The sequence below is a fragment of the Ensifer sp. SSB1 genome (assembly GCF_016652895.1).
GTDB lineage: Bacteria > Pseudomonadota > Alphaproteobacteria > Rhizobiales > Rhizobiaceae > Ensifer.
Window position 1 is genome coordinate 1 of the sequence record NZ_JAEPRP010000026.1, and the last position, 18504, is coordinate 18504.

The window sequence follows — 18504 nt, forward strand, 5'->3', positions numbered from 1 at the left end:
TCGGCCACCAGGTTTTCGGTCTCCTTGCGAAGACCCGGTACGACGGCGCCGAGCAGAATGGCGCTGCGCACCGATGCCAGTGCATCCTCCGGCGTCACCAAAATCGCCGGCGGCGGGTTGCGCCCCATCCGCTGCAGAGCGGCGAGAACCTCGGCGAGCACGCCGCGGCGCGCGTGCAGCGACCTTCGCACGGCGTCTTCCTTGGTCCGAAGATCGCTCAATTTCTTTTCGCCGTCGACGATCTGCTGCTCAAGATCCTGGCGCTTCTTGGCAGACTCAACGATCGCAGCCCGCAGGGTCTCGTTGGTCTTGTCGATCTCGGCGATGGTCTCCGTCAGCGCATTGGCGCGCTCCTGCGACAGCGTAATGGTCTTCGAAAGTGCGTCGAGCTCGCTGCGCGTGCTGTTGCGGCGAAGGGTGAGGTCGGCGGCAGGATCGGGCGGACCCTGCTCTTGCCCGGCCATCGTGGCCCCGGGCGGTGTAACTTCCTGGGCGCCCGCGGGCAGGCCGATCGCAAGCGCGAACGCAAAGGCCGCCGCTTTCCGGCCAAGCCGTCCTGCGTCGTCTCTTCCCATGCTGAAAACGCTGGCTCTGCCTCGGCGCGTCATCCGTTGCGTGCGTCCATTCGAAAATATGAGGAAAAAACCTAATCTGATTTGGCGCACACGACCAAGCATATTCTCGTTATCAGTGCGTGTTGGCGCGAGCGGGATGTCGGCGGAAAATTGCTGCCCTAGACCCGGTGATAGGGGTGGCCGGAGAGAATGGTGACGGCGCGGTAGAGCTGCTCGGCGATCAGGATGCGCACGAGCTGGTGTGGCCAGGTCATCTTTCCGAGATTGAGCACCGCATCGGCGCGGGCATGAAGGCTGGGGTCGAGGCCATCGGCGCCGCCGATCGCCACCATCAGGTCACGCTTTCCGCTGTCGCGAAACGTGCCGAGAAGCGATGCGAAACCTTCGGAATCGAGCGCTTTTCCGCGTTCGTCGAGAAGTACAAGCAGACTGCCCTCGGCAAGCGCCTTCTCAAGCTGGGAGGCTTCTTCCCGCTTGCGCGTCTCGGCATTCGACGCACGGCTTTCGTTGACCTCGACGACGCGAGACAGCTCAAGACCGATCGCCGGACCGGCCTTGGAAAAGCGATCGAGATAGCGGGCCGCGAGATCCTTTTCCGGCCCCGCCTTGAGGCGGCCGACTGCGAAAAGTCCGATACGCATGACCCTGTCCGTCCTCGCTTATGCTGCACAGCGCACTGCATAGTTCCTGAAATCGGATCGATTCAAGAAGAATCTTATGCAGCGTCGTTACGCGCCTTGTCCGATGTCCGGTCCGATGACTACGATCAGCCGCAACGAACTCCCGGCCGACAACGCCGCTCAAAGCGGCGCCAGCCTTTCGAATTCATGCATGACCGTATCTCGGCTCGTCCGGCATTCAGCTGCGCGGCGACCCGGTCGGTCTCAATGCAAGGTGCCGTCCTCGATCTCAGGAGCCGCCCACATCTTCTCGATGTTGTAGAACTCCCGGATCTCCGGCCGGAAGATGTGTACGATCACATCGCCGGTGTCGATCAGCACCCAGTCACCGCCTTCCAGACCTTCGACACGGGCGTTGCCAAAGCCCCCATCTTTCAGGTCGGTCGTCAGGTGATCGGCAATAGCCATCACATGCCGTGTCGATCGCCCGGAGACAACGACCATGAAGTCTCCCAGCGCCGATTTTCCGGCAATGTTGATGCTGACGATATCTTCTGCCTTCGAGTCCTCTAGGCTTTCGAGGACCAGTTGAAGCGCACGGACAGCGGCTTCGTCGCTAGATCCCGTGCTGCGCGGGAATGCGGAGACCGCATATCCCTTGGCGTGTGCTGTTGTCAGGGTCTTTCCTTTCCACATGAACAAAACAGGCACTTTCGATTCGAACAAAGATCGAACCGTCCATGAATGTAGGCATCAAACGGTAGCGGTTTCAAGACAGCAGAACTGAATCATGGGAATTCACACAACCCGACCGCGCCGCGCGCCTGATGAAGGTTGCTGTACCCCGAATGCTGCCGGTGTTCACCCCTAAATCGATTCCGACCTGGAGGGGGCCGCCGTCGCCGCCCGAAGCGCTGTCGAACTCATCGATGAGCGCGGTCCATGGATGAAGGTCCAGGCGGGCGCGGCGTGAAAAGCGAGACGCCGTGCGTGGTCCTCGTCGATGCGGGCATAATCGAAGGTCCTGGCCATGCGCGAGGAGAGATAGGCAAGTGTCGAACCCGGCCGATCGATGACGGCGATCGGGAAGGTTCGGGCGATCTTCTGCCAGTTCTGCCAGCGGTGGAAGCTCCTCAGGTTGTCGGCGCCCATGATCCAGACGAAGCGGATGTCGCGGTTGCGGGCGCGCACGATCTCCAGAGTGCGGGCGGTATAGCTCTGCCCGAGCGCCTTTTCGAAGGCCGTCACCTTGATGCGCGGGTCACGCGCGATCGCTTCGCTCATGGCGATGCGGTCGGCGAGTGGCGCCAGATTGTTGTGATCCTTGAGCGGGTTGCCCGGAGTCACCATCCACCAGAGCTGGTCGAGCCCGAGGCGTTGGATCGCCGTATCGGCAACCAGCACATGACCCTGGTGCGGCGGGTTGAAGGATCCGCCGAACAGGCCGACCACCATACCGCTTTCGACATGGGGCATGCGCAGGTAGCGGGCGTTCACTGTGCCCGCCGTCACCTCAGGGCCTGACCTGTCCAGCACCGCGCACCCGATATTTGAAGGATGTCAGCTGTTCGACGCCGACCGGTCCGCGCGCATGCATCTTCCCCGTCGCGATACCGATCTCGCCGCCCATGCCGAATTCGCCGCCGTCTGCAAACTGCGTCGAGGCATTGTGCAGCAGGATCGCAGAATCGATTTCCGCAAAGAAGCGCTCGACCACGACCGGATTCTCGGCGATGACCGCTTCCGTATGCGCCGACGACCAGGTGGCGATGTGTTCTATCGCGCCGGAAATACCGTCGACCAGCTTCACCGAGATGATGGCGTCGAGATATTCCGTCGCCCAGTCCTCGTCGGTGGCGGCTTTCAGTCCATCGACGGAGCCTGCGAGTTCGTCGGACACGCGCACTTCGCAACCAGCCGTGAGCAGGGCCTTGAGCAGCGGCTTGGCGAGGCGGTCGGCGTCGTTGCGGTCGATCAACAGCGTTTCGGCAGCACCGCAGATGCCGGTGCGGCGCATCTTGGCGTTGACGACGATCCTTTCCGCCATGGCAAGATCAGCCGAGGCGTCGACATAGATGTGGCAGAGACCTTCGAGGTGAGCGAAGACCGGCACACGTGCCTCGTTCTGGACGCGGGCGACCAGGCTCTTGCCGCCGCGCGGCACGATGACGTCGATGGCGCCGCGAAGACCCGACAACATGGCGCCGACGGCAGCGCGATCGGCGACCGGCACCATCTGAATGGCATGTTCGGGCAGGCCGGCCGCCTTCAGCCCTTCGACCAGGCAGGCGTGGATTGCGCCCGAGGAGTGGAAGCTGTCGGAGCCGCCGCGCAGGATCACGGCATTGCCGGCCTTGAGGCAGAGCGCGCCGGCGTCGGCAGTCACGTTGGGACGGCTCTCATAGATGACGCCGATGACGCCGAGCGGCGTGCGCACGCGCTCGATATGCAGGCCGTTCGGCCGGTCCCATTCGGCAATGATCGCACCGACCGGATCCTTGAACTCCGCAATCGCGCGGATGCCGTTCGCCATGTCGCGGATGCGGCCTTCGGTCAGTGTCAGGCGGTCGATGAAGGCGCTGGCGACGCCGGTCTCGCGGGCGTTTTCGAGGTCGATCGCGTTGGCGGACAGGATCTCTTGGCTGCGCGCGACGATTGCGTCGGCCATGGCAATCAGGGCGGCGTGCTTGCGTTCGGCGCTGGCAATGGCGAGCGGTCGGCTGGCGGCCTTGGCCCTGCGGCCAATCTCCAGCATGATGCTTTCGACATCGTCCTTGTTCTTCACCTCGTCAAGCATGGACCTCATCCTTCCGGCTGCCCTCTACCTCAGCACGTTTTCCGGTCATCACCATATCGTCACGGTGCACCATGGCGGCGCGGCCGGCATAACCGAGGATCGCGGCGATCTCGGCCGATTTCTTGCCGGCGATCTGGCGCGCCTCGTCGGCGTCGTAGCCGGCGAGACCACGGGCGATTTCGCGGCCGGACGTGCCGATAATGGCGATGGTATCACCGCGGCTGAAGCTGCCGGTGACGTCGCGCACACCGGCGGGCAGCAGGCTCTTGCCGGAGCGCAGCGCCTCTTCGGCGCCGGCATCGACGGCAAGCGTTCCAGCCGGCAGCAATTGGCCTGCGATCCAGGTCTTGCGCGCCGTGACCGGCGAGCCTGACGGGGCGAACCAGGAGGAACGCGCGCCCTCTTCGATTGCCGCCAGCGGATGGTCGGGCTTGCCCGAAGCGATGATCATGGCGCAGCCGGCCGTCGTTGCGATCTTGCCGGCATCGATCTTGGTGCGCATGCCGCCGCGCGACAGCTCGGACGCCGCACCGCCGGCCATGGCCTCGATCTCGGGCGTTATCTCGGCGATCGTTTCGAGGAAGCGTGCGTTCGGGTCGAGATGCGGCGGGGCGGTATAGAGCCCGTCGATATCGGAGAGCAGCACCAGGAGATCGGCGCCGACCATGGTGGCAACGCGGGCAGCGAGGCGATCGTTGTCGCCATAACGGATTTCCGTGGTCGCCACCGTGTCGTTCTCGTTGATGATCGGCACGGCGCCGAGCTTCAGCAACTGGTTGATGGTGGCGCGGGCGTTGAGGTAGCGGCGGCGCTCCTCGGTATCGCCGAGCGTCAGCAGCACCTGGCCGGCAACGATGGCATCGGTGGAGAGGCTTTCCGACCAGGCGCGCGCCAGCGCGATCTGACCGACGGCGGCAGCGGCCTGGCTCTCCTCCAGCTTCAGCGCGCCTGCGGGCACGTTGAGTACGGTACGGCCGAGCGCGATCGCGCCCGACGAGACGACAAGCACTTCGACACCCTTGGCCTTGAGGCCGGCGATATCGGTGCACATGGCGTCAAGCCAGGCCTTCTTCAGGCCGGTGGCACGGTCGACCAGCAATGCCGACCCAATCTTGATGACGACCCGGCGATACTTCAAAAGCGGCTTGCGGGTCTTGGTCATCTCAGACGTTCTCCTCACCGGCGTTCGCTTCGCCCGCCTTGGCGGCGACGATAACGCTGCGCAGCGCCCGCAGCGCCTCGGTCATGCCCTTGCCGACGGCGGCGGAGAGCAGCAGGGGTTGTTCGCCGCAGGCCTTGGCCAGTGCCTTGGCCTTCACCTTCAACTCGTCCTCGTCGAGCACGTCGATCTGCGACAGTGCCACGATCTGAGGCTTGTCCTCGAGCCCACCGCCATAGGCTTCGAGCTCGTATTTCACCGTCTTGTAGGCCTTGGCGACATCTTCTTCCTGTGCCGAGACGAGATGGAGCAGCACGCGGGTGCGCTCGACATGGCCGAGGAAGCGGTCGCCGATGCCGACGCCTTCATGGGCACCTTCGATCAGGCCGGGAATGTCGGCGATGATGAACTCGTTGCCGTCGATCGTGGCGACGCCGAGATTGGGATGCAGCGTCGTGAAGGGGTAGTTGGCAATCTTCGGCCGCGCGCGGGTGCAGGCGGCAAGGAACGTCGATTTCCCGGCATTCGGCAGGCCGACGAGACCGGCATCGGCGATCAGCTTCAGCCGCAGCCACAGTGTTTTTTCTTCGCCTTCGAGGCCGGGGTTAGCCCAGTTCGGCGCCTGATTGGTGGAAGACTTGAAATGTGTGTTGCCGAAGCCGCCGTTGCCGCCGGCGGCAAGCCGGTAGCGCTGGCCCTCGGCCACCATGTCGACGATCAGCGTCTCGTTGTCTTCCTCGAAGATCTGGGTGCCGACCGGCACCTTCAGCGTCACGTCGCCGCCACCGGCGCCGGTGCGGTTGCGACCCATGCCGTGCTGGCCGGTCTTCGCCTTGAAATGCTGCTGGTAGCGGAAGTCGATCAGGGTGTTGAGGCCGTTGACCGCTTCCACCCAGACGTCGCCGCCGCGACCACCGTCGCCGCCGTCGGGGCCGCCGAACTCGATGAACTTCTCGCGCCGGAACGATACGGCGCCTGCGCCGCCGTCGCCGGAGCGGATATAGACTTTCGTTTCGTCGAGAAATTTCATTGGTCTGCCATCTGTTCGGTGAAGGTGGGCGGTCTTAGAAAGTGTTGCAGCGACCTTTGCGAGTCCTGAGGGACGCGCGGCGCTGTATTTTGCCGCCATCGATATAGGCGGTTTATTCGGAGGTCAAAGAATATCGTGCGGTTCGTCAGCTACAACATCCAATACGGCGTCGGTCTCGATGGTCGCTTCGATCTCGAAAGGATCGCGGCCTCGATCGGCAACGCCGACATCATCGCGCTGCAGGAAGTGACGCGCGGCTTCCATCGCAACGATCATGTCGATCTGGTCGCCCGCTTCGGCAAACTGTTTCCCGGCCATTTCACTGCCTTTCACGCACCCTGCGACATCGACGTGGGCTCGGCGATCGAAGATGGCCGCGCCGTTAGCCGGCGCTTCCAGTTCGGCAACATGATCCTGTCGCGCTGGCCGATCCTTTCGACGCGGCTGATCCCCCTGCCGCGTACCCGTACGATCAGCCCGATGAACCTGCAGCGCGGCGCGACCGAAGCGCTGATCGTGACACCCGGTGGTCCGCTCCGGGTCTATTCCGTGCATCTCGATCACGTGCTCCCGGCCGAACGCATCGCCCAGATCCGCTACCTGAAGGACCGGCTGCTCGGCTATCCGCTCGAAGGCGGCGCGATCACCGGTGCGGCGGACTTCGGTCTTGCCGAACCGCCGCATCCCGAGGATTTCGTCGTCATGGGTGATTTCAACATGGAGCCGGAAACACCCGAATACAACACCATGGTCGGCTCGCGCGATGCCTACTACGGCCGTTCGCTGCGGATCGAGAATCCGGTGGATGCGCTTGCCCATCTCGGTCGTCTGACACCGGAAAGCTATAGCTGGATTCATCCCGAAAACCCCGAACGACGCATGCATCTCGACTATTGCTTCCTCAGCGCCGGCCTCGCGTCACGCCTGACCGATGCCTGGACCGATTACGACGCCAAGGGCTCCGACCACCTGCCCGTCGGCTTCACGCTCTCCTGAAAAAATCCCCCGCAAAGACGCGCTTTGCGGGGGACTTCCTTAGTGCGGTCGGTGCAGATCGGCGGCGGTCAGCCGCGTTTCGATATGCGCGACCATGGCGTTGCGGGCGAGCGCATAGACCTGGGTGCAGCCGGTGATCCGGAACCCGATCTTTTCCTGCACCTTCAGCGAGCCCGGGTTGTCGGCAAAGACGCCCGAATGCAGCGTCGTTTCCGGCATCCGGCGGAAGAAGCGCTCGATCGCCGCATAGGTCGCCTCGGAAGCAAAGCCCTTGCCCCAGTAGAAGCGGTTCAGCCAGTAGCCGACATGCCACTGGCCGTGGCGGAGCTCGATGCCGACGCAGCCGATATGCACATCGTCGCCTGTGGTGACGGCGAACGTCCAGTCGGGCGTCAGCCCCGAGGTCCGCGCCGTCAGCCAGTCGAACGCGTCCTGCTGATCGTAGGGTGCCGGCACGCGCGCAAGCATGCGCGCCACCTGGAAATCGCCGAGCGACTGGGCGATCGCCTCGGCGTCATTGCGCCGGTGCGGGCGCAGGACCAGGCGCTTGGTCTCGATGACCGGGCAGGGGCCGGGACCAGGGCGGGCGATGACCCGTTGGCGTTCGGAAACGAGCGCGTTCATCGCATGCCTCCCCAGCTTCTCAAGGAAACCCAGGTCTTGCGGTCGAGCCGGTACCATTCGACGGCGATCGAGCCGCCGAGTGCCAGGCTGCCGACCATGCCGCTTCCCTGAAACTGGAAGCCGCACTTCTGAATGACCCGGCGCGACGCAAGGTTCATGACCCGGCAGCGCGCATCGATCTGGTCAATGTCGCGGGTGCGGAAGGCCATGTCGGTCAGGACTTGGGCGGCCTCGGTGGCATAGCCCTGGTTCCAATAGGGTTCGCCCAGCCAATAGCCCAGCTCCGCCGTCTTGCCGTCGGGATGCGGTTCGATACCGCAGCAACCGAGAAATGCGCCATTGTCCGCTTTGGTAATCGCGTAGACGCACTTGCCAATCGTGCCGGCTTTCGCGCGTCGCACGAAGTCGGCGGCATCAGCCGTCGTATACGGGTGCGGCATGCGCGAAACCATGGTCGCGACATTGGCATTGTTGGCAAGATGGGCAAGGGCGTCGATATCGTCTTCATGGGGCGCGCGCAGAACGAGCCGGGGTGACAACAATATCGGGCAATCGGTCCTTGACCGTTGGGGCCTCAGCCTCTGCTCGGGAGACCGGGATTGGTCTTCCCTCAACAACTCGGTTTGCATGGTTTCCTCCAGAAACGAAAAAGGGGAGTTGGGTATTGCCCCATCTCCCCTTTGAAGTCTGGCTTGGAACCATCAGGTGCGTCAGCCGGGTCGATGAGACGCCGGCTGTTTTAGAGCGCTACCGGCTTATTCCGCTGCTTCGGCTTTCGGCATTACAGACACGTACACGCGGCCATTGGCCTTCGTACGGAAGTTCACGTTGCCGGCCGTAAGTGCAAAAATCGTGTGGTCCTTACCGAGGCCGACATTGGCGCCCGGATGCCACTTGGTGCCGCGCTGGCGCAGAATAATGTTGCCGGCGATGACCTGCTCGCCGCCGAACTTCTTCACGCCAAGGCGCTTGGACTCAGAATCGCGACCGTTACGCGACGAACCGCCAGCTTTTTTGTGTGCCATTGGTGTTCTCCTTTAAACCTTAGATCCAGGAACTCAGTTTGCAGCGGCTTCGGCGGCAGCTTCAGACTTCTTCGAAGCCTTCTTTGCCTTGCCACCGGCAGCAGCGATGTCCAGGATGCGGACGGTCGTCTGGTGCTGGCGGTGACCGCGCGAGCGCTTGGAGTTCTGGCGGCGACGCTTCTTGAAGGCGATGACCTTCTTGGCGCGACCCTGCTCAACAACTTCAGCGCTGACAACGGCGCCTTCGACAAACGGAGCACCGATGGTTGCATCGGCGCCAACGCCGACCATCAGGATCTCGGTGAATTCGATCTTGTCGCCTGCAACGCCTTCCAGCTTTTCGATGGTGAGGACGTCGTTGGCGGCCACGCGGTACTGCTTACCGCCGGTCTTGATGACTGCGAACATTTTTTATCCTTTCATGTTCGATCCGGCTCTCTGCCCGAAGACAAGGCCGTCTTTTTCTCAGTCGACAGTTGAGTGGATCTCCTTTTCGGATATCCACCGGTGAATGGGCGCAAATCACACCCGATGCGGTGAGCTAGGCCACACCACTTCATTGCGCGGATTACAAGGATTTGCACAGGTGTGTCAAGGCGAAAGCAACAGGGCCGTTACATATTCTTCAAACAAGGCCCTTGCCAGCACCCGAATCTGCCGCTATGAACCCGACCGCGCCGAACAAGCGCCGACCAGCAAAGCGGAGAGGTGGCTGAGTGGTCGAAAGCACCGCACTCGAAATGCGGCGTACGGGCAACCGTACCGTGGGTTCGAATCCCACCCTCTCCGCCATAATCTATCTCACCACCATTTGATATGCGAAGCAGCCCGACTTCAGGCCGGTTCACGGAAGCTTCCGGGGTTCGTTGTTTAAACGCGCGTCTCTATCAACTCGACTTCGGCGTCCAGGAAACAAAATCGCCAGCAGGCTCGATATCTGTTTCAGGATGGGGGCGGGGACGTCCTTGTTATGTCGGAGGCGGGGCGATCGATCGTTCTCCTTGCCAGCGGTCATCCGGCGCTTCCGATAGCCCGCCCTGATATGGCGATCGCGGGTCGTGCGCCGCGTCAAAGGGTGACCCATCTGACAACGATGTCGCGGCGTTGTCGCCAGCGATTGCGGTTTGCCGAACTATAGCCATCGATGCCCTTGCGAACCGGGCAAGGGCGTCGGCGGCCGGGCTGACGGCACGTTCGTGCTTCCGCGGCGAAACGCAGCTGCGCTAGGCGACTTTCAGCGCCGCGGAAATTTCCGACAAGGTGGCCTTCTCCGCATCGCTGACAGCGACGCCGCCGAAGCCCAGGAAGCCGCCTTCCTTGGCGGCTTCCGCCACCTTCTGGCTGATCTGGTATAGCCATGTGCTGAAGGCTGCGACATCACCCTGCGCCTTGGTCTCGACGAGTGTCCGGGCCTGATTCAGCGTTTCAATGCATCTGGCCTTCATGTCCTCCGGCTTGGCGCCCTTGAGTTTCGTCTGCAGCCCATCGCGAGCGGCGGTCCGGCCCTCCGAGGTTTCGAAGTCGGCGACCAGCGCCTTGACGAGCGGGCTTGCTGCTGCATCGGCTTTTGCCTGCAGAAGTGCGCTGCTGTTGGCGATGCCTTCCTTCATCATCCCCCAGAGGCCGCTCGGCTCCGCGGCCGTCACCGCAATGCCGGCCATCATCACGCTCTCCAGGAGCAGCGTCCATTCTTCCGGGGTGAATGTCGATTTGTCGGCCATGGCCGTCTTCCTTCCTATCCGGTTTCGTCGATGACAATCGCCAACGGTCCGTGCGGAATGCAGGGCCGGCAGCTCATGCTTGGGCTGGATCTTCAGGTCGCCAGTGAGGCGAGCTTGGTCTTCAATGCATCGATTGCGGGTTTCACGATGTCGGAAGCGCCGGGTATCGCCAACACCTTGTCGAAAAGCCCGTTGAGCGTTGGCATCATCGGCCCGACGAGCGCGGAAAGGGCTGCCTTCTGTTCGGCAGACAGTTGCCCGGTGGCGCCCGTGACTTTGTCGAGCCCGGCTGAAATCTCCTCCAGTTTCGGCAGGGCGGCCGTGGCCGAGGCGGCGTCCGTGACACCGGTCAGCGTTGTCTGCAGGCTCGCCAGGCTGTCCTGGACCTGCCGGCCGATGTCGACCCCGGCGACCGTCAAGCTCTGCCCCGCCGTGCCAGCCTGTGGCGCGACCTCTCCGCTCGGTCTGCCGAACAGATAGAAGAGCACGGCTGCAAGCGCGAGCACGGCAATCACCCAGTAGAGCCAGTTGCGCGACCCGGACGGCGTCGCCGCCTCGGCTGCGCGCTGACCGGCTCCACCGACGGACGAAGCCGCTGTCGCGGCGCTGCGGGCGACCTGGCTCGCCGAGGCCGCGGCAGACTGTGCCGAAGCGCCGAGCCCGCCGAGCAAGCCTGTTCCGCCAAGCAGTTCTCTTGCGCCGGAGGGCAGGGCGGCCGCGATGTTGTCCTTCTGGCTCGCGAGCAGTCCGGCGATGCCATTGGCGCTGAGATCGCCGCCGCTCTGCCGGGCAAGGCCACCCAGCACGAGGGGAGCAAGCGTCGCCAGCAACGAACCGCTCGCCCGCGGGTCCATGCCGGAGATCCCGCCGATGGCGTTCGCAAGCGCACTGCCGTCCTTCGCCCCGAAGATTGACGAAATGATCTGTGACCCGTTCTGGCTAAGCGTCGCCTGATCGCCTCCCTGAAGCATCCCGATGAGACTGTCGAGCGATCCGCCCTGTTGACTGGCGGTATCGGCGATCTTCTGCGCCCCGCCCGGTTGCGCCGCGACACCCGTCAGTCCCGCCAGCACCGCGGGAATGGCGGCGCTGACGGCGCCCTGCACCTTGCTGCTGTCGAGCCCGAGCGCCGAGGCGATGCGTGCGATCATGTCAGGGGTAAGCATCTGCGCGATATACGAAACAAGATTGCTGGCCATTGGCTTTTCCTCCACGTTGATGTCGTCGGGCATCGACGGCGCTCATGGAGCGGTCGTCCGACGGCGCGGCAATTGGCTGCAAGCAATTCGCGTTTATCTGATTGTCGGCCGCGAGGCGGGTTCCTCTGGAACCTTCGGCCCAAAAATATTAGCACTTGTGGATGTAAATGGCCAGTTCTCGGCAACTTGCGGAAACGGCAGAACGTGGCTCATTGAACACGCGCGCTAGTGCGCCAGCATGTTGAGCGGCCCGTGACCTGGCAGCCGAGGCAGGAGGGAAGAAGGCGGACCGTCGGCCGCAGGGCCGGTTTAAGGGTCGCGACGACAGCGCCGCAGGATGCTTGCGGTCACGCGCGGGCCGGCCTGACCTGGTGCCCGCACTCATAGTCTGACCCCCGGCCGCGAGGCCAGGGATCCCGTCGGTTTCGCGTTACTTCTTCGGCGATTTCTCCGCCGGCGGCGGTGCCGCCTGCAGGTTGCCGAGAAGCGACGAGATCGCGTTTTCGCCGTTGAAGCCTGCTTCCTTCAGCAGTTGGTCGACGATCGGCTTGTTGGCCTGGTAGGACAGGAGCTGGCCCGCCAACCCGTCGCCAAGGCCGATGCCGTTTGCAGCACCGTCGCCGCCGCCGTTGCGGCCGAGCATGCCGCCGGTGTCGAAGATGCGGATGTCTGAGATCTTCTCGATCGGCTTGACCGCTTCGGCGAGTGCTTCGGGAATGATGCGGATGCGTTCGCGCAGGATCTCGAACTCGATGATGGCGGAGCTCAGCTTGTTGCGGGCCTCGTTGAGCAGCGCCTCGCTCTCGGCTGCGGCCTTGCCGGTTTCGAGCACGCCCTTCGCCTTGATGATCGCGGCGTCGGCCTCGGCGGTGGCGAGCGTCTTGATCGCATCGGCCTGGTCGAGGGCCGCCTGCTTTTCGGCTTCGGCGCCGACGGTCACGGCGGTCGCTTCGGTTTCGGCGTTCTTGCGGGCGTCGATGACGGCGATCTGGCGTTCGCGTTCGGCGATTTCCACGGCCTTTGCGGTTTCCACCTTTTCTTCCGCGGCAATGGCGAGCGCGCGGGCGGTTTCAGCCTGGGCCTTCGCCTCGGACTCTTCCCGGCTCTTGTTGGCAACCGCGATGGCGCTTTCCTGCGAAACGATCTGCAGGTCGCGGCGGGCTTCCGTGTCGCGCTGCTGCACGGCGCGGGTGGCGTCGATGTTGGCGCTTTCACGCGCCTGCTTGGCAAGCGCCTCGCGTTCGGCGATCGCCTGCTCGGCGGCGATGCGAGCTTCTTCCTCGGCGCGCTTGGCCGCCTGTTCCTGCTGCGCGGTTTCGGCGCGGGTGGCGGCCGACTTGTTGGCGATGTCGCGTTCCTGGTTCAGCTCCGCCTCGCGCTTGGTGCGCTCGATCGTCAGCGATTGCTGGCGGGCTTCCAGATCCTTCTGGGCGATCGCGACTTCGGTATCGCGCACGATCTCGTTGCGCTCCTTCTTGCGGCCCTCGGTAATGCGGGTCAGCGCCGCAAGACCATGCGCGTCGAAGAAGTTGTTGGCGTTGAAGTGCTTGATATCCGTCTGGTCGAGACGGGTCAGCGAAACGGATTCGAGTTCGAGACCGTTCGACTGCAGGTCGGCGCCGACCGCTTCCTGCACCGCCTTGACGAAATCCATGCGCTGTTCCTGCAGCGCGTCGAGGCTCATGGTGGCGGCGACCGAGCGCAGACCGTCGACGAACTTGGCCTCGATCAGCACGCGCAGCTGTTCGGCATCGTTGGTGCGGTCACCGAGCGTCTGTGCCGCAAGCGCGATCGAGGAAGCGTCGGGCTTCACGCGCACATAGAATTCCGCGCCGATATCGACGCGCATGCGGTCCTTGGTGATCAGCGCGTCGCCTTCGCCGCGGCGGACTTCGAGGCGAAGCGTCTTCAGGTTGACGCGCGCGATCGAGTGGAAGATCGGCAGCACGATGGAGCCTCCGTCGAGGACCACCTTCTGGCCGCCGAGGCCGGTGCGCACATAGGCTTCGTCGCGGCTCGAGCGGGTATAGAGCGATGCAAGAACAAAGCCGATGCCGAGGATCAGGACGATGCCGATACCGGCCGGCACCAAGAGTTCGTATAACATGGTTGCTCCGTGAGACTTAAGGAGTGGGAGTATTAAGGATTGGGCGGCGTCAGCAGGTCTGACGGCGCGGATATCGCAATGAAAATGTTGGACACGCGATCCACGACGAGCACCTGTGCGCCGATGGCGATCGGTTGCTCGTTGCGGGCGGCGCGTGCGCGCAGCACATGCCAGTTGCCGTGGCGGTCCTTGAGGCGGATGCGTCCCGGCAGGCCCTGGTCCAGCGGACCGACGGTGACTTCGCCGCTGCGGCCGACGAAATCGCCGAGATCGACCACATAGCTTTCGTCACGTGGGACGATCCTTGCCACCCAACGGCTCGACACGCGAACCGCGGGTAGCGAGAGAGCGAGCGCCGGCAGGGCCGCGACAAGCGCCGGCAGCGGCGCCCACAGGGCCCCGGCCACCGCCTGGATGACAAACCCGGTCATGGCGAAGAGGCCGAGGAAGAGCATCAAGAGGACAAGCAGCGGCACGCCGCCGACATTGAACCAGGACATCAGCCCGCCCAGCGCGTTGTGGTCGTCCAGCCAGGCCTTGTCGATCGCCTCGCCCAGCGAAAAGCCGAGCAGCAGGCAGAGGATCTCGATGCCGGTAAAGGCGGCCAGCATCACCGCCGCAATCGCGAATGGCAGAGATTCCGGGGCGAGGAAAGACAGCATGGGCGTTAGTGCTGCTTTGCCTTGAGCGCGGCCAGCCTTGCCTCGATTGCCCTGTCTCGATGCAGGCGGTCCAGTTCGTCCAGTTCGGCGCTGCCGCCATGATCTCCGCCCGGAACGCCGGTGGCGCGGGAGACGGCGGCGGCGGCGCGGGCAGCACCGTCCGCCGGGCTGGCCTTTGCCAGACCCGAAGCTTTGCTCTCGGGGAACTGGGCGATGCTGCGCTTGAGATCGGCAAGCCGCGCCTCGGCCTCGCGGCGGGTGGCAAGCACCGCCTGCAGGGCCTGCTGGCCCTCTTCGAGATCGGTGCGGGCGCCGGCGAGCGCCTTGTCCAGGGCGGCGAGTTGCGATTCCAGATCGATCTGGCGCGCGACGCCGGCTTTGGCGAGGTCTTCCCGGGCAGCGGAGATCGCAGTCCGGATTTTTTCGTCCAGTTTCTCGAGATCGGCGCCGATTTCATCGCGGCGGCTGAGGATGCGATACTCCTCGGCGCGGGCCTGGCCGATATCGACCCGGGCCTCTTCCGCGGCCGCGTCGATTTCGCGGAGCGCCTGTTCGACGATTACGATCTTGTTGCTGCCTTCAGCCTTGTCGACGGCGGCATTGGCGAGACCGGCAATCAAGCGGCCCATGCGAGATAGGATGCCTTCATTCGTCATCATTTTCTTCTCCGTTCGGTCGGAATGCGTGGTGACGCCGATGTGGATCTGATAGCCGCCGTTTTGTGCAACGAGCTGGGCGGCGAAGATATTCAAGGTGCCGGACGAATAGCCGGCGACATCGTATGGGATCGCGACGCGACCGCGCACGGTGGCGACGGTCAGATCCGACGGTCCCTTGATTGCAAAAAGCTTGTCGTCCAGCGGCAGCCTTTCGGTGCTGGCCGGCTGTCCCCGGTTCGCCGCGAAGTCGCGCAACCCCAGCGTGACCATCCGCGCCGGAAGCCCGGTTCGCTCCCGGACTGTTTCGTAGGCAAGCTCGTGCAGCGTTACGAGATTGGCGCCCGCCTTTTCACCCGTGAGTTCTTCGAGCATTGCCAGCATGTTGGCGTAGGCAACGAAGGTTTCCTCCAGCGCGTGTCTGGCCTCCTCGTCTGGCGCGAGATCGTAGCGCAAGATCGACGTGTGGTTGCTCTGAGCCATGCTCAATTACATAAAGCACCGCTTTCGTGCTTTCAAGGATCTGCTCAGGTTTAAGTTGCAATTCTCTTCTGCTGAACGCGCGCAACGGTCGCGGCGCCGGCAATGCGGGTTGCAGCGGCGGAGAAATGGGGCGTCGACAGCGGACGATTGACTGGTGGGTTTTATTCCGCCGCGTTGTTGCGCAGCCAGGTTTCCAGCGCGGCAATCACCGAGAGCCGCAGGCTCGCGCCCTTCGACAGGGCGCGGGTGAGGGACAGGTCGTCGCCGGCAAATCCCATCTCGGCCATGATGTCGTTCGCCCGCATCCGGCGGCGGTTCATGATCGTGCGGATTTCGGCGATCGTTTCGGGAAGCAGGTAGCGACCGCTGGCAATCGCCGGGGGCGCTGCAAGCGGTGGATCGATTTGAGCGCGCGGAGCAAGCCCGTCAGCGGCGCCGTTGCTGCTCAGCCAATTGAGGAACGTTTCACGCTCGGCCGGGCTTGCCTTGGTCCAGGAATTCTTGAGCTTGTCGAGGCGCGTGCGCTCGTCCTTGAGCCCTGCCACGATAAGCGCCTTGCGCAGCGACGGGATGCGCCCGGCGATGAGATCCGCGTAGATATCAGGGAAATCGAGCTTCAGGCGCTGCACGTCCGCGGTTTCGTCGCTCTTGGTTTTCTTCGACATGCTCATTCCCGCGCCGTTCGTTCGCGACATGCTCTAGCGTGCTCGGCCGCCCGGCGCGAGCGAAATAGGTCGCTATCCTCTATCCTTTGTCGGCCGACGTCGTTAGGGAACGCAGGGAGAGTAACGCGACGTTGCGTGCAGAATGCCCTTTGCCGGACATCATGCATCCAGCTTTACGCAAGTCCCTTCGCCTATCGTCACCTCAATGGCCGGGATGTGACACGGCGAATAAAGGACAATGATATGTCAAACGATATCGAGCATTACCGCGATCCATCCGATTCGATGGTTGCCTGCTATCTCGCGAACAATGACGGCGACGAACTGACCGACGTGCTGGTCGCTGCCCTTGAAGATGCCTTCCGCATCCTGAGCGACGAGATCTCCGGCGAAACGATGCATTGAAGCAGGGCGCGTCTCCCCGGCGGGCTACCCCTCCGGGCTGATCCACCATCGGTTGCGAATCGGCGAGGAAACATCCTGTCTTCGCCCGGTTCTAGCCGGCGACATCGACCTTTCCGAGAGAGTTCGGGATGCGCGTCGCCAGCACAAGGGGCGAGGCGCATGATGACAATTTCGATCTGGCATTGGGCAGTGATTTTGCTGGTCATCGATGTGCCCGTATGGCTGATCCTTCGCGCCCTGAAGCGTTGACGCTATGCGCCCGTAGGCGGGCGCGCGGCGGCAGAGGACAGGGCTTCGCGGATCCTGATTGGACGGCACGATCGTCGCTCCGGCACCCTTGTCCGTAACGACTGCCGCCCCGGCCTGCTTACAGGCCGACGGGCGGTGGCATGACCACCGGCTGCTGCTCAGTTTTCCTGCAGCAACGCTTCGGCCGAAAGAGCGACGGATAGGACGGTCGCATCGGTTCCGTTTCTCCCCACCAGCATCAGTCCAGCCGGACGCGCGAGGCCCGGCATCGGCAGGGTGATGGCGGTCAGATCGAACTGGTTGGCGACCTGGCAGTTGCGCAGCAGCAGACTTTCCACGCGGTCGTATTCTTTGGCGTCGTTGTCGACGCTGGCAATCGACACGGCGGCAATCGGCGTCGTCGGCAGTGCGATGAGGTCATAGGGCGAAAGCCGCTCGTCCATGGCGAGGGTGAGCGCATGCCGGGTTTGCAGTAGGGCCGAGATCGCTGCGTCGGCCACCAAGATCCGGCGGCGAAGCGAGACCTTGACCCTGTCGTCGACGGGGGCGGTCTCGTCGCCCAGCCAGTCCGCGTGGACGCGGCTTGCCTCCAGGCCCGCAATCGAGCCGATGCGTGTCGCTTCGCCGAGTTTTTCGATCAAGTCGTCGATGGTACAGTCGAAGATCTCAGCCCCCGCTTTCTCCAACCGGTCGAGGCTTGCCGCGAAGGCATCGGCGACTTCGGGGGAGAGGTCTTCAAACAACCTGCCGCGGGGGATGCCGATCCGTAGGCCTGCGATCGAACGGCCGACGGGCGGTTTTGGTTGCTCGCCGGCCATCACGGCGTCAGCTGCAACGCAGTCGGCAACGGTCCGGGCGAGCGGTCCGAGCGAATCCAGAACCGGCGAGAGCGGAAAGGCGCCATCGAGCGGGATGCGGTTCGCCGTCGGCTTAAAGCCGACGATGCCGTTCAGCGCCGCAGGGATGCGGATGGAGCCGCCGGTGTCGGAGCCGATGGCGATGTCGCAGGTGCCTTCGGCCGCCGAGACACCGGCGCCAGAGGACGAGCCACCGGGGATCAGGCTTTCGTCGGCGGCGTTGCCGGGCACGGGGTAGTGCGGATTGAGGCCGACCGCCGTGAAGGCGAACTCTGTCATATGCGTTTTGCCGATGATCACGGCGCCGGCAGCACGCAGCCGCTGGACAACGAGCGCGTCTTCTTGGGCCGGCGGCGCGCCGCGGCGAATGATGGAGCCGGCAAGCGTCGGTTCGCCGGCGACATCCAGCAGGTCCTTGATCGAAACGATCTTGCCGTCGAGCGGCCCAAGGCTGTCCCCCGCCTGCCGGCGACGGTCGGCTGCGTCGGCCTCGCGGTGCGCGCTCTCTTCATAGAGGCGGACGAAAGCCTTTTCCTCGTGCCGGCGATCGTTGAGCCAGCTCAGGATCTGTTCCAGGCGGTCGCGGACGGAGACGTTGGCGGCGTGGGGCACGATGATCACCTGTCGAATAGGGGCCGCCATCGGCGTCCGGGGCGGGGTCGTTGCCTAGGTTC

19 protein-coding genes, 1 tRNA gene and 1 pseudogene are annotated in these 18504 nt (G+C 63.8%); 3 read left to right on the forward strand and 18 right to left on the reverse strand.

Going from position 1 to position 18504, the window contains the following annotated elements:
• The 7 genes and pseudogenes from I8N66_RS09105 to obgE all read right to left on the reverse strand — a co-directional run.
• A pseudogene (locus tag I8N66_RS09105) lies at nt 1-575 on the reverse strand (hypothetical protein); the annotation flags it as partial.
• A gap of 158 nt (nt 576-733) precedes the next feature.
• Nucleotides 734-1216, reverse strand: coding sequence for a 23S rRNA (pseudouridine(1915)-N(3))-methyltransferase RlmH (gene rlmH, locus I8N66_RS09110; protein ID WP_291152622.1), 483 nt, complete (start codon nt 1214-1216; stop codon nt 734-736).
• A gap of 243 nt (nt 1217-1459) precedes the next feature.
• Entirely contained in the window at nt 1460-1891 is a 432-nt protein-coding gene (rsfS, locus tag I8N66_RS09115; protein ID WP_077968685.1) for a ribosome silencing factor, read from the reverse strand.
• Nucleotides 1892-2062: 171 nt separating this feature from the next.
• A complete protein-coding gene (locus I8N66_RS09120; protein WP_113535429.1) occupies nt 2063-2692 on the reverse strand; it encodes a nicotinate-nucleotide adenylyltransferase in 630 nt (209 codons plus the stop codon).
• Between the two features lie 16 nt (nt 2693-2708).
• The gene (locus I8N66_RS09125) at nt 2709-3992 is read right to left on the reverse strand and encodes a glutamate-5-semialdehyde dehydrogenase (RefSeq protein ID WP_291152625.1); all 1284 of its coding nucleotides are present in this window, start codon (nt 3990-3992) and stop codon (nt 2709-2711) included.
• Nucleotides 3985-5154 (reverse strand): glutamate 5-kinase, encoded by a 1170-nt coding sequence (gene proB, locus I8N66_RS09130; protein ID WP_291152627.1) that lies wholly within the window; start codon nt 5152-5154, stop codon nt 3985-3987. The genes I8N66_RS09125 and proB overlap by 8 nt, the downstream gene beginning before the upstream one ends.
• Before the next feature lies 1 nt (nt 5155).
• Complete coding sequence (obgE, locus tag I8N66_RS09135; RefSeq protein ID WP_113535299.1) at nt 5156-6181, reverse strand: GTPase ObgE; 1026 nt, start codon at nt 6179-6181, stop codon at nt 5156-5158.
• Between the two features lie 135 nt (nt 6182-6316).
• On the opposite strand from obgE, the gene I8N66_RS09140 reads away from it, so the two are divergent.
• On the forward strand, nt 6317-7177 hold the full coding sequence (locus I8N66_RS09140) for an endonuclease/exonuclease/phosphatase family protein (protein WP_113535298.1): 861 nt from the start codon (nt 6317-6319) through the stop codon (nt 7175-7177).
• A gap of 39 nt (nt 7178-7216) precedes the next feature.
• Here I8N66_RS09140 and I8N66_RS09145 read toward each other — a convergent pair whose 3' ends face one another.
• From I8N66_RS09145 to rplU, 4 genes are all read right to left on the reverse strand, one after another.
• Nucleotides 7217-7801, reverse strand: coding sequence for a GNAT family N-acetyltransferase (locus I8N66_RS09145; RefSeq protein WP_291152630.1), 585 nt, complete (start codon nt 7799-7801; stop codon nt 7217-7219).
• Nucleotides 7798-8430 (reverse strand): GNAT family protein, encoded by a 633-nt coding sequence (locus tag I8N66_RS09150; protein ID WP_034802649.1) that lies wholly within the window; start codon nt 8428-8430, stop codon nt 7798-7800. Before I8N66_RS09150 ends, I8N66_RS09145 begins: the two co-directional genes overlap by 4 nt.
• A 126-nt stretch (nt 8431-8556) precedes the next feature.
• Complete coding sequence (gene rpmA / locus I8N66_RS09155; protein ID WP_043619976.1) at nt 8557-8826, reverse strand: 50S ribosomal protein L27; 270 nt, start codon at nt 8824-8826, stop codon at nt 8557-8559.
• A 33-nt stretch (nt 8827-8859) separates the two neighbouring features.
• On the reverse strand, nt 8860-9234 hold the full coding sequence (gene rplU, locus I8N66_RS09160; protein ID WP_034802644.1) for a 50S ribosomal protein L21: 375 nt from the start codon (nt 9232-9234) through the stop codon (nt 8860-8862).
• Nucleotides 9235-9528: 294 nt separating this feature from the next.
• Between rplU and I8N66_RS09165 the strand changes: the two genes are divergently transcribed.
• Nucleotides 9529-9618: transfer RNA gene (locus tag I8N66_RS09165), tRNA-Ser, on the forward strand.
• A 431-nt stretch (nt 9619-10049) separates the two neighbouring features.
• On the opposite strand, the gene I8N66_RS09170 is transcribed toward I8N66_RS09165, so the two are convergent.
• From I8N66_RS09170 to I8N66_RS09195, 6 genes are all read right to left on the reverse strand, one after another.
• Nucleotides 10050-10547 carry a hypothetical protein gene (locus I8N66_RS09170; protein ID WP_034802641.1) on the reverse strand — a complete coding sequence of 166 codons (498 nt, stop codon included), beginning with the start codon at nt 10545-10547 and terminating at the stop codon, nt 10050-10052.
• 92 nt (nt 10548-10639) lie between these two features.
• On the reverse strand, nt 10640-11746 hold the full coding sequence (locus I8N66_RS09175; RefSeq protein ID WP_291152650.1) for a DUF937 domain-containing protein: 1107 nt from the start codon (nt 11744-11746) through the stop codon (nt 10640-10642).
• Between the two features lie 430 nt (nt 11747-12176).
• A complete protein-coding gene (locus I8N66_RS09180) occupies nt 12177-13853 on the reverse strand; it encodes a flotillin domain-containing protein (protein WP_113535294.1) in 1677 nt (558 codons plus the stop codon).
• 32 nt (nt 13854-13885) lie between these two features.
• On the reverse strand, nt 13886-14515 hold the full coding sequence (locus I8N66_RS09185) for an OB-fold-containig protein (RefSeq protein WP_113535293.1): 630 nt from the start codon (nt 14513-14515) through the stop codon (nt 13886-13888).
• 5 nt (nt 14516-14520) lie between these two features.
• Nucleotides 14521-15654 carry a PspA/IM30 family protein gene (locus I8N66_RS09190; protein WP_291152654.1) on the reverse strand — a complete coding sequence of 378 codons (1134 nt, stop codon included), beginning with the start codon at nt 15652-15654 and terminating at the stop codon, nt 14521-14523.
• Nucleotides 15655-15815: 161 nt separating this feature from the next.
• On the reverse strand, nt 15816-16319 hold the full coding sequence (locus I8N66_RS09195) for a hypothetical protein (protein WP_291152657.1): 504 nt from the start codon (nt 16317-16319) through the stop codon (nt 15816-15818).
• A 243-nt stretch (nt 16320-16562) separates the two neighbouring features.
• Here I8N66_RS09195 and I8N66_RS09200 point away from each other — a divergent pair, with 243 nt between their 5' ends.
• Complete coding sequence (locus I8N66_RS09200; protein WP_291152660.1) at nt 16563-16724, forward strand: hypothetical protein; 162 nt, start codon at nt 16563-16565, stop codon at nt 16722-16724.
• Nucleotides 16725-17131: 407 nt separating this feature from the next.
• Here the strand turns inward: I8N66_RS09200 and I8N66_RS09205 are convergent, their stop codons facing one another.
• Complete coding sequence (locus I8N66_RS09205) at nt 17132-18472, reverse strand: amidase (RefSeq protein ID WP_291152663.1); 1341 nt, start codon at nt 18470-18472, stop codon at nt 17132-17134.
• Between the last annotated feature and the right edge of the window lie 32 nt (nt 18473-18504).

Bases quoted from the DNA above. Each gene is read 5' to 3' on its own strand.
- rlmH (WP_291152622.1), bottom strand. From the start codon at position 1,216: ATGCGTATCGGACTTTTCGCAGTCGGCCGCCTCAAGGCGGGGCCGGAA.
- rsfS (WP_077968685.1), bottom strand. From the start codon at position 1,891: ATGTGGAAAGGAAAGACCCTGACAACAGCACACGCCAAGGGATATGCG.
- I8N66_RS09125 (WP_291152625.1), bottom strand. From the start codon at position 3,992: ATGCTTGACGAGGTGAAGAACAAGGACGATGTCGAAAGCATCATGCTG.
- proB (WP_291152627.1), bottom strand. From the start codon at position 5,154: ATGACCAAGACCCGCAAGCCGCTTTTGAAGTATCGCCGGGTCGTCATC.
- obgE (WP_113535299.1), bottom strand. From the start codon at position 6,181: ATGAAATTTCTCGACGAAACGAAAGTCTATATCCGCTCCGGCGACGGC.
- I8N66_RS09145 (WP_291152630.1), bottom strand. From the start codon at position 7,801: ATGAACGCGCTCGTTTCCGAACGCCAACGGGTCATCGCCCGCCCTGGT.
- I8N66_RS09150 (WP_034802649.1), bottom strand. From the start codon at position 8,430: ATGCAAACCGAGTTGTTGAGGGAAGACCAATCCCGGTCTCCCGAGCAG.
- rpmA (WP_043619976.1), bottom strand. From the start codon at position 8,826: ATGGCACACAAAAAAGCTGGCGGTTCGTCGCGTAACGGTCGCGATTCT.
- rplU (WP_034802644.1), bottom strand. From the start codon at position 9,234: ATGTTCGCAGTCATCAAGACCGGCGGTAAGCAGTACCGCGTGGCCGCC.
- I8N66_RS09170 (WP_034802641.1), bottom strand. From the start codon at position 10,547: ATGGCCGACAAATCGACATTCACCCCGGAAGAATGGACGCTGCTCCTG.
- I8N66_RS09175 (WP_291152650.1), bottom strand. From the start codon at position 11,746: ATGGCCAGCAATCTTGTTTCGTATATCGCGCAGATGCTTACCCCTGAC.
- I8N66_RS09180 (WP_113535294.1), bottom strand. From the start codon at position 13,853: ATGTTATACGAACTCTTGGTGCCGGCCGGTATCGGCATCGTCCTGATC.
- I8N66_RS09185 (WP_113535293.1), bottom strand. From the start codon at position 14,515: ATGCTGTCTTTCCTCGCCCCGGAATCTCTGCCATTCGCGATTGCGGCG.
- I8N66_RS09190 (WP_291152654.1), bottom strand. From the start codon at position 15,654: ATGGCTCAGAGCAACCACACGTCGATCTTGCGCTACGATCTCGCGCCA.
- I8N66_RS09195 (WP_291152657.1), bottom strand. From the start codon at position 16,319: ATGTCGAAGAAAACCAAGAGCGACGAAACCGCGGACGTGCAGCGCCTG.
- I8N66_RS09200 (WP_291152660.1), top strand. From the start codon at position 16,563: ATGTCAAACGATATCGAGCATTACCGCGATCCATCCGATTCGATGGTT.
- I8N66_RS09205 (WP_291152663.1), bottom strand. From the start codon at position 18,472: ATGGCGGCCCCTATTCGACAGGTGATCATCGTGCCCCACGCCGCCAAC.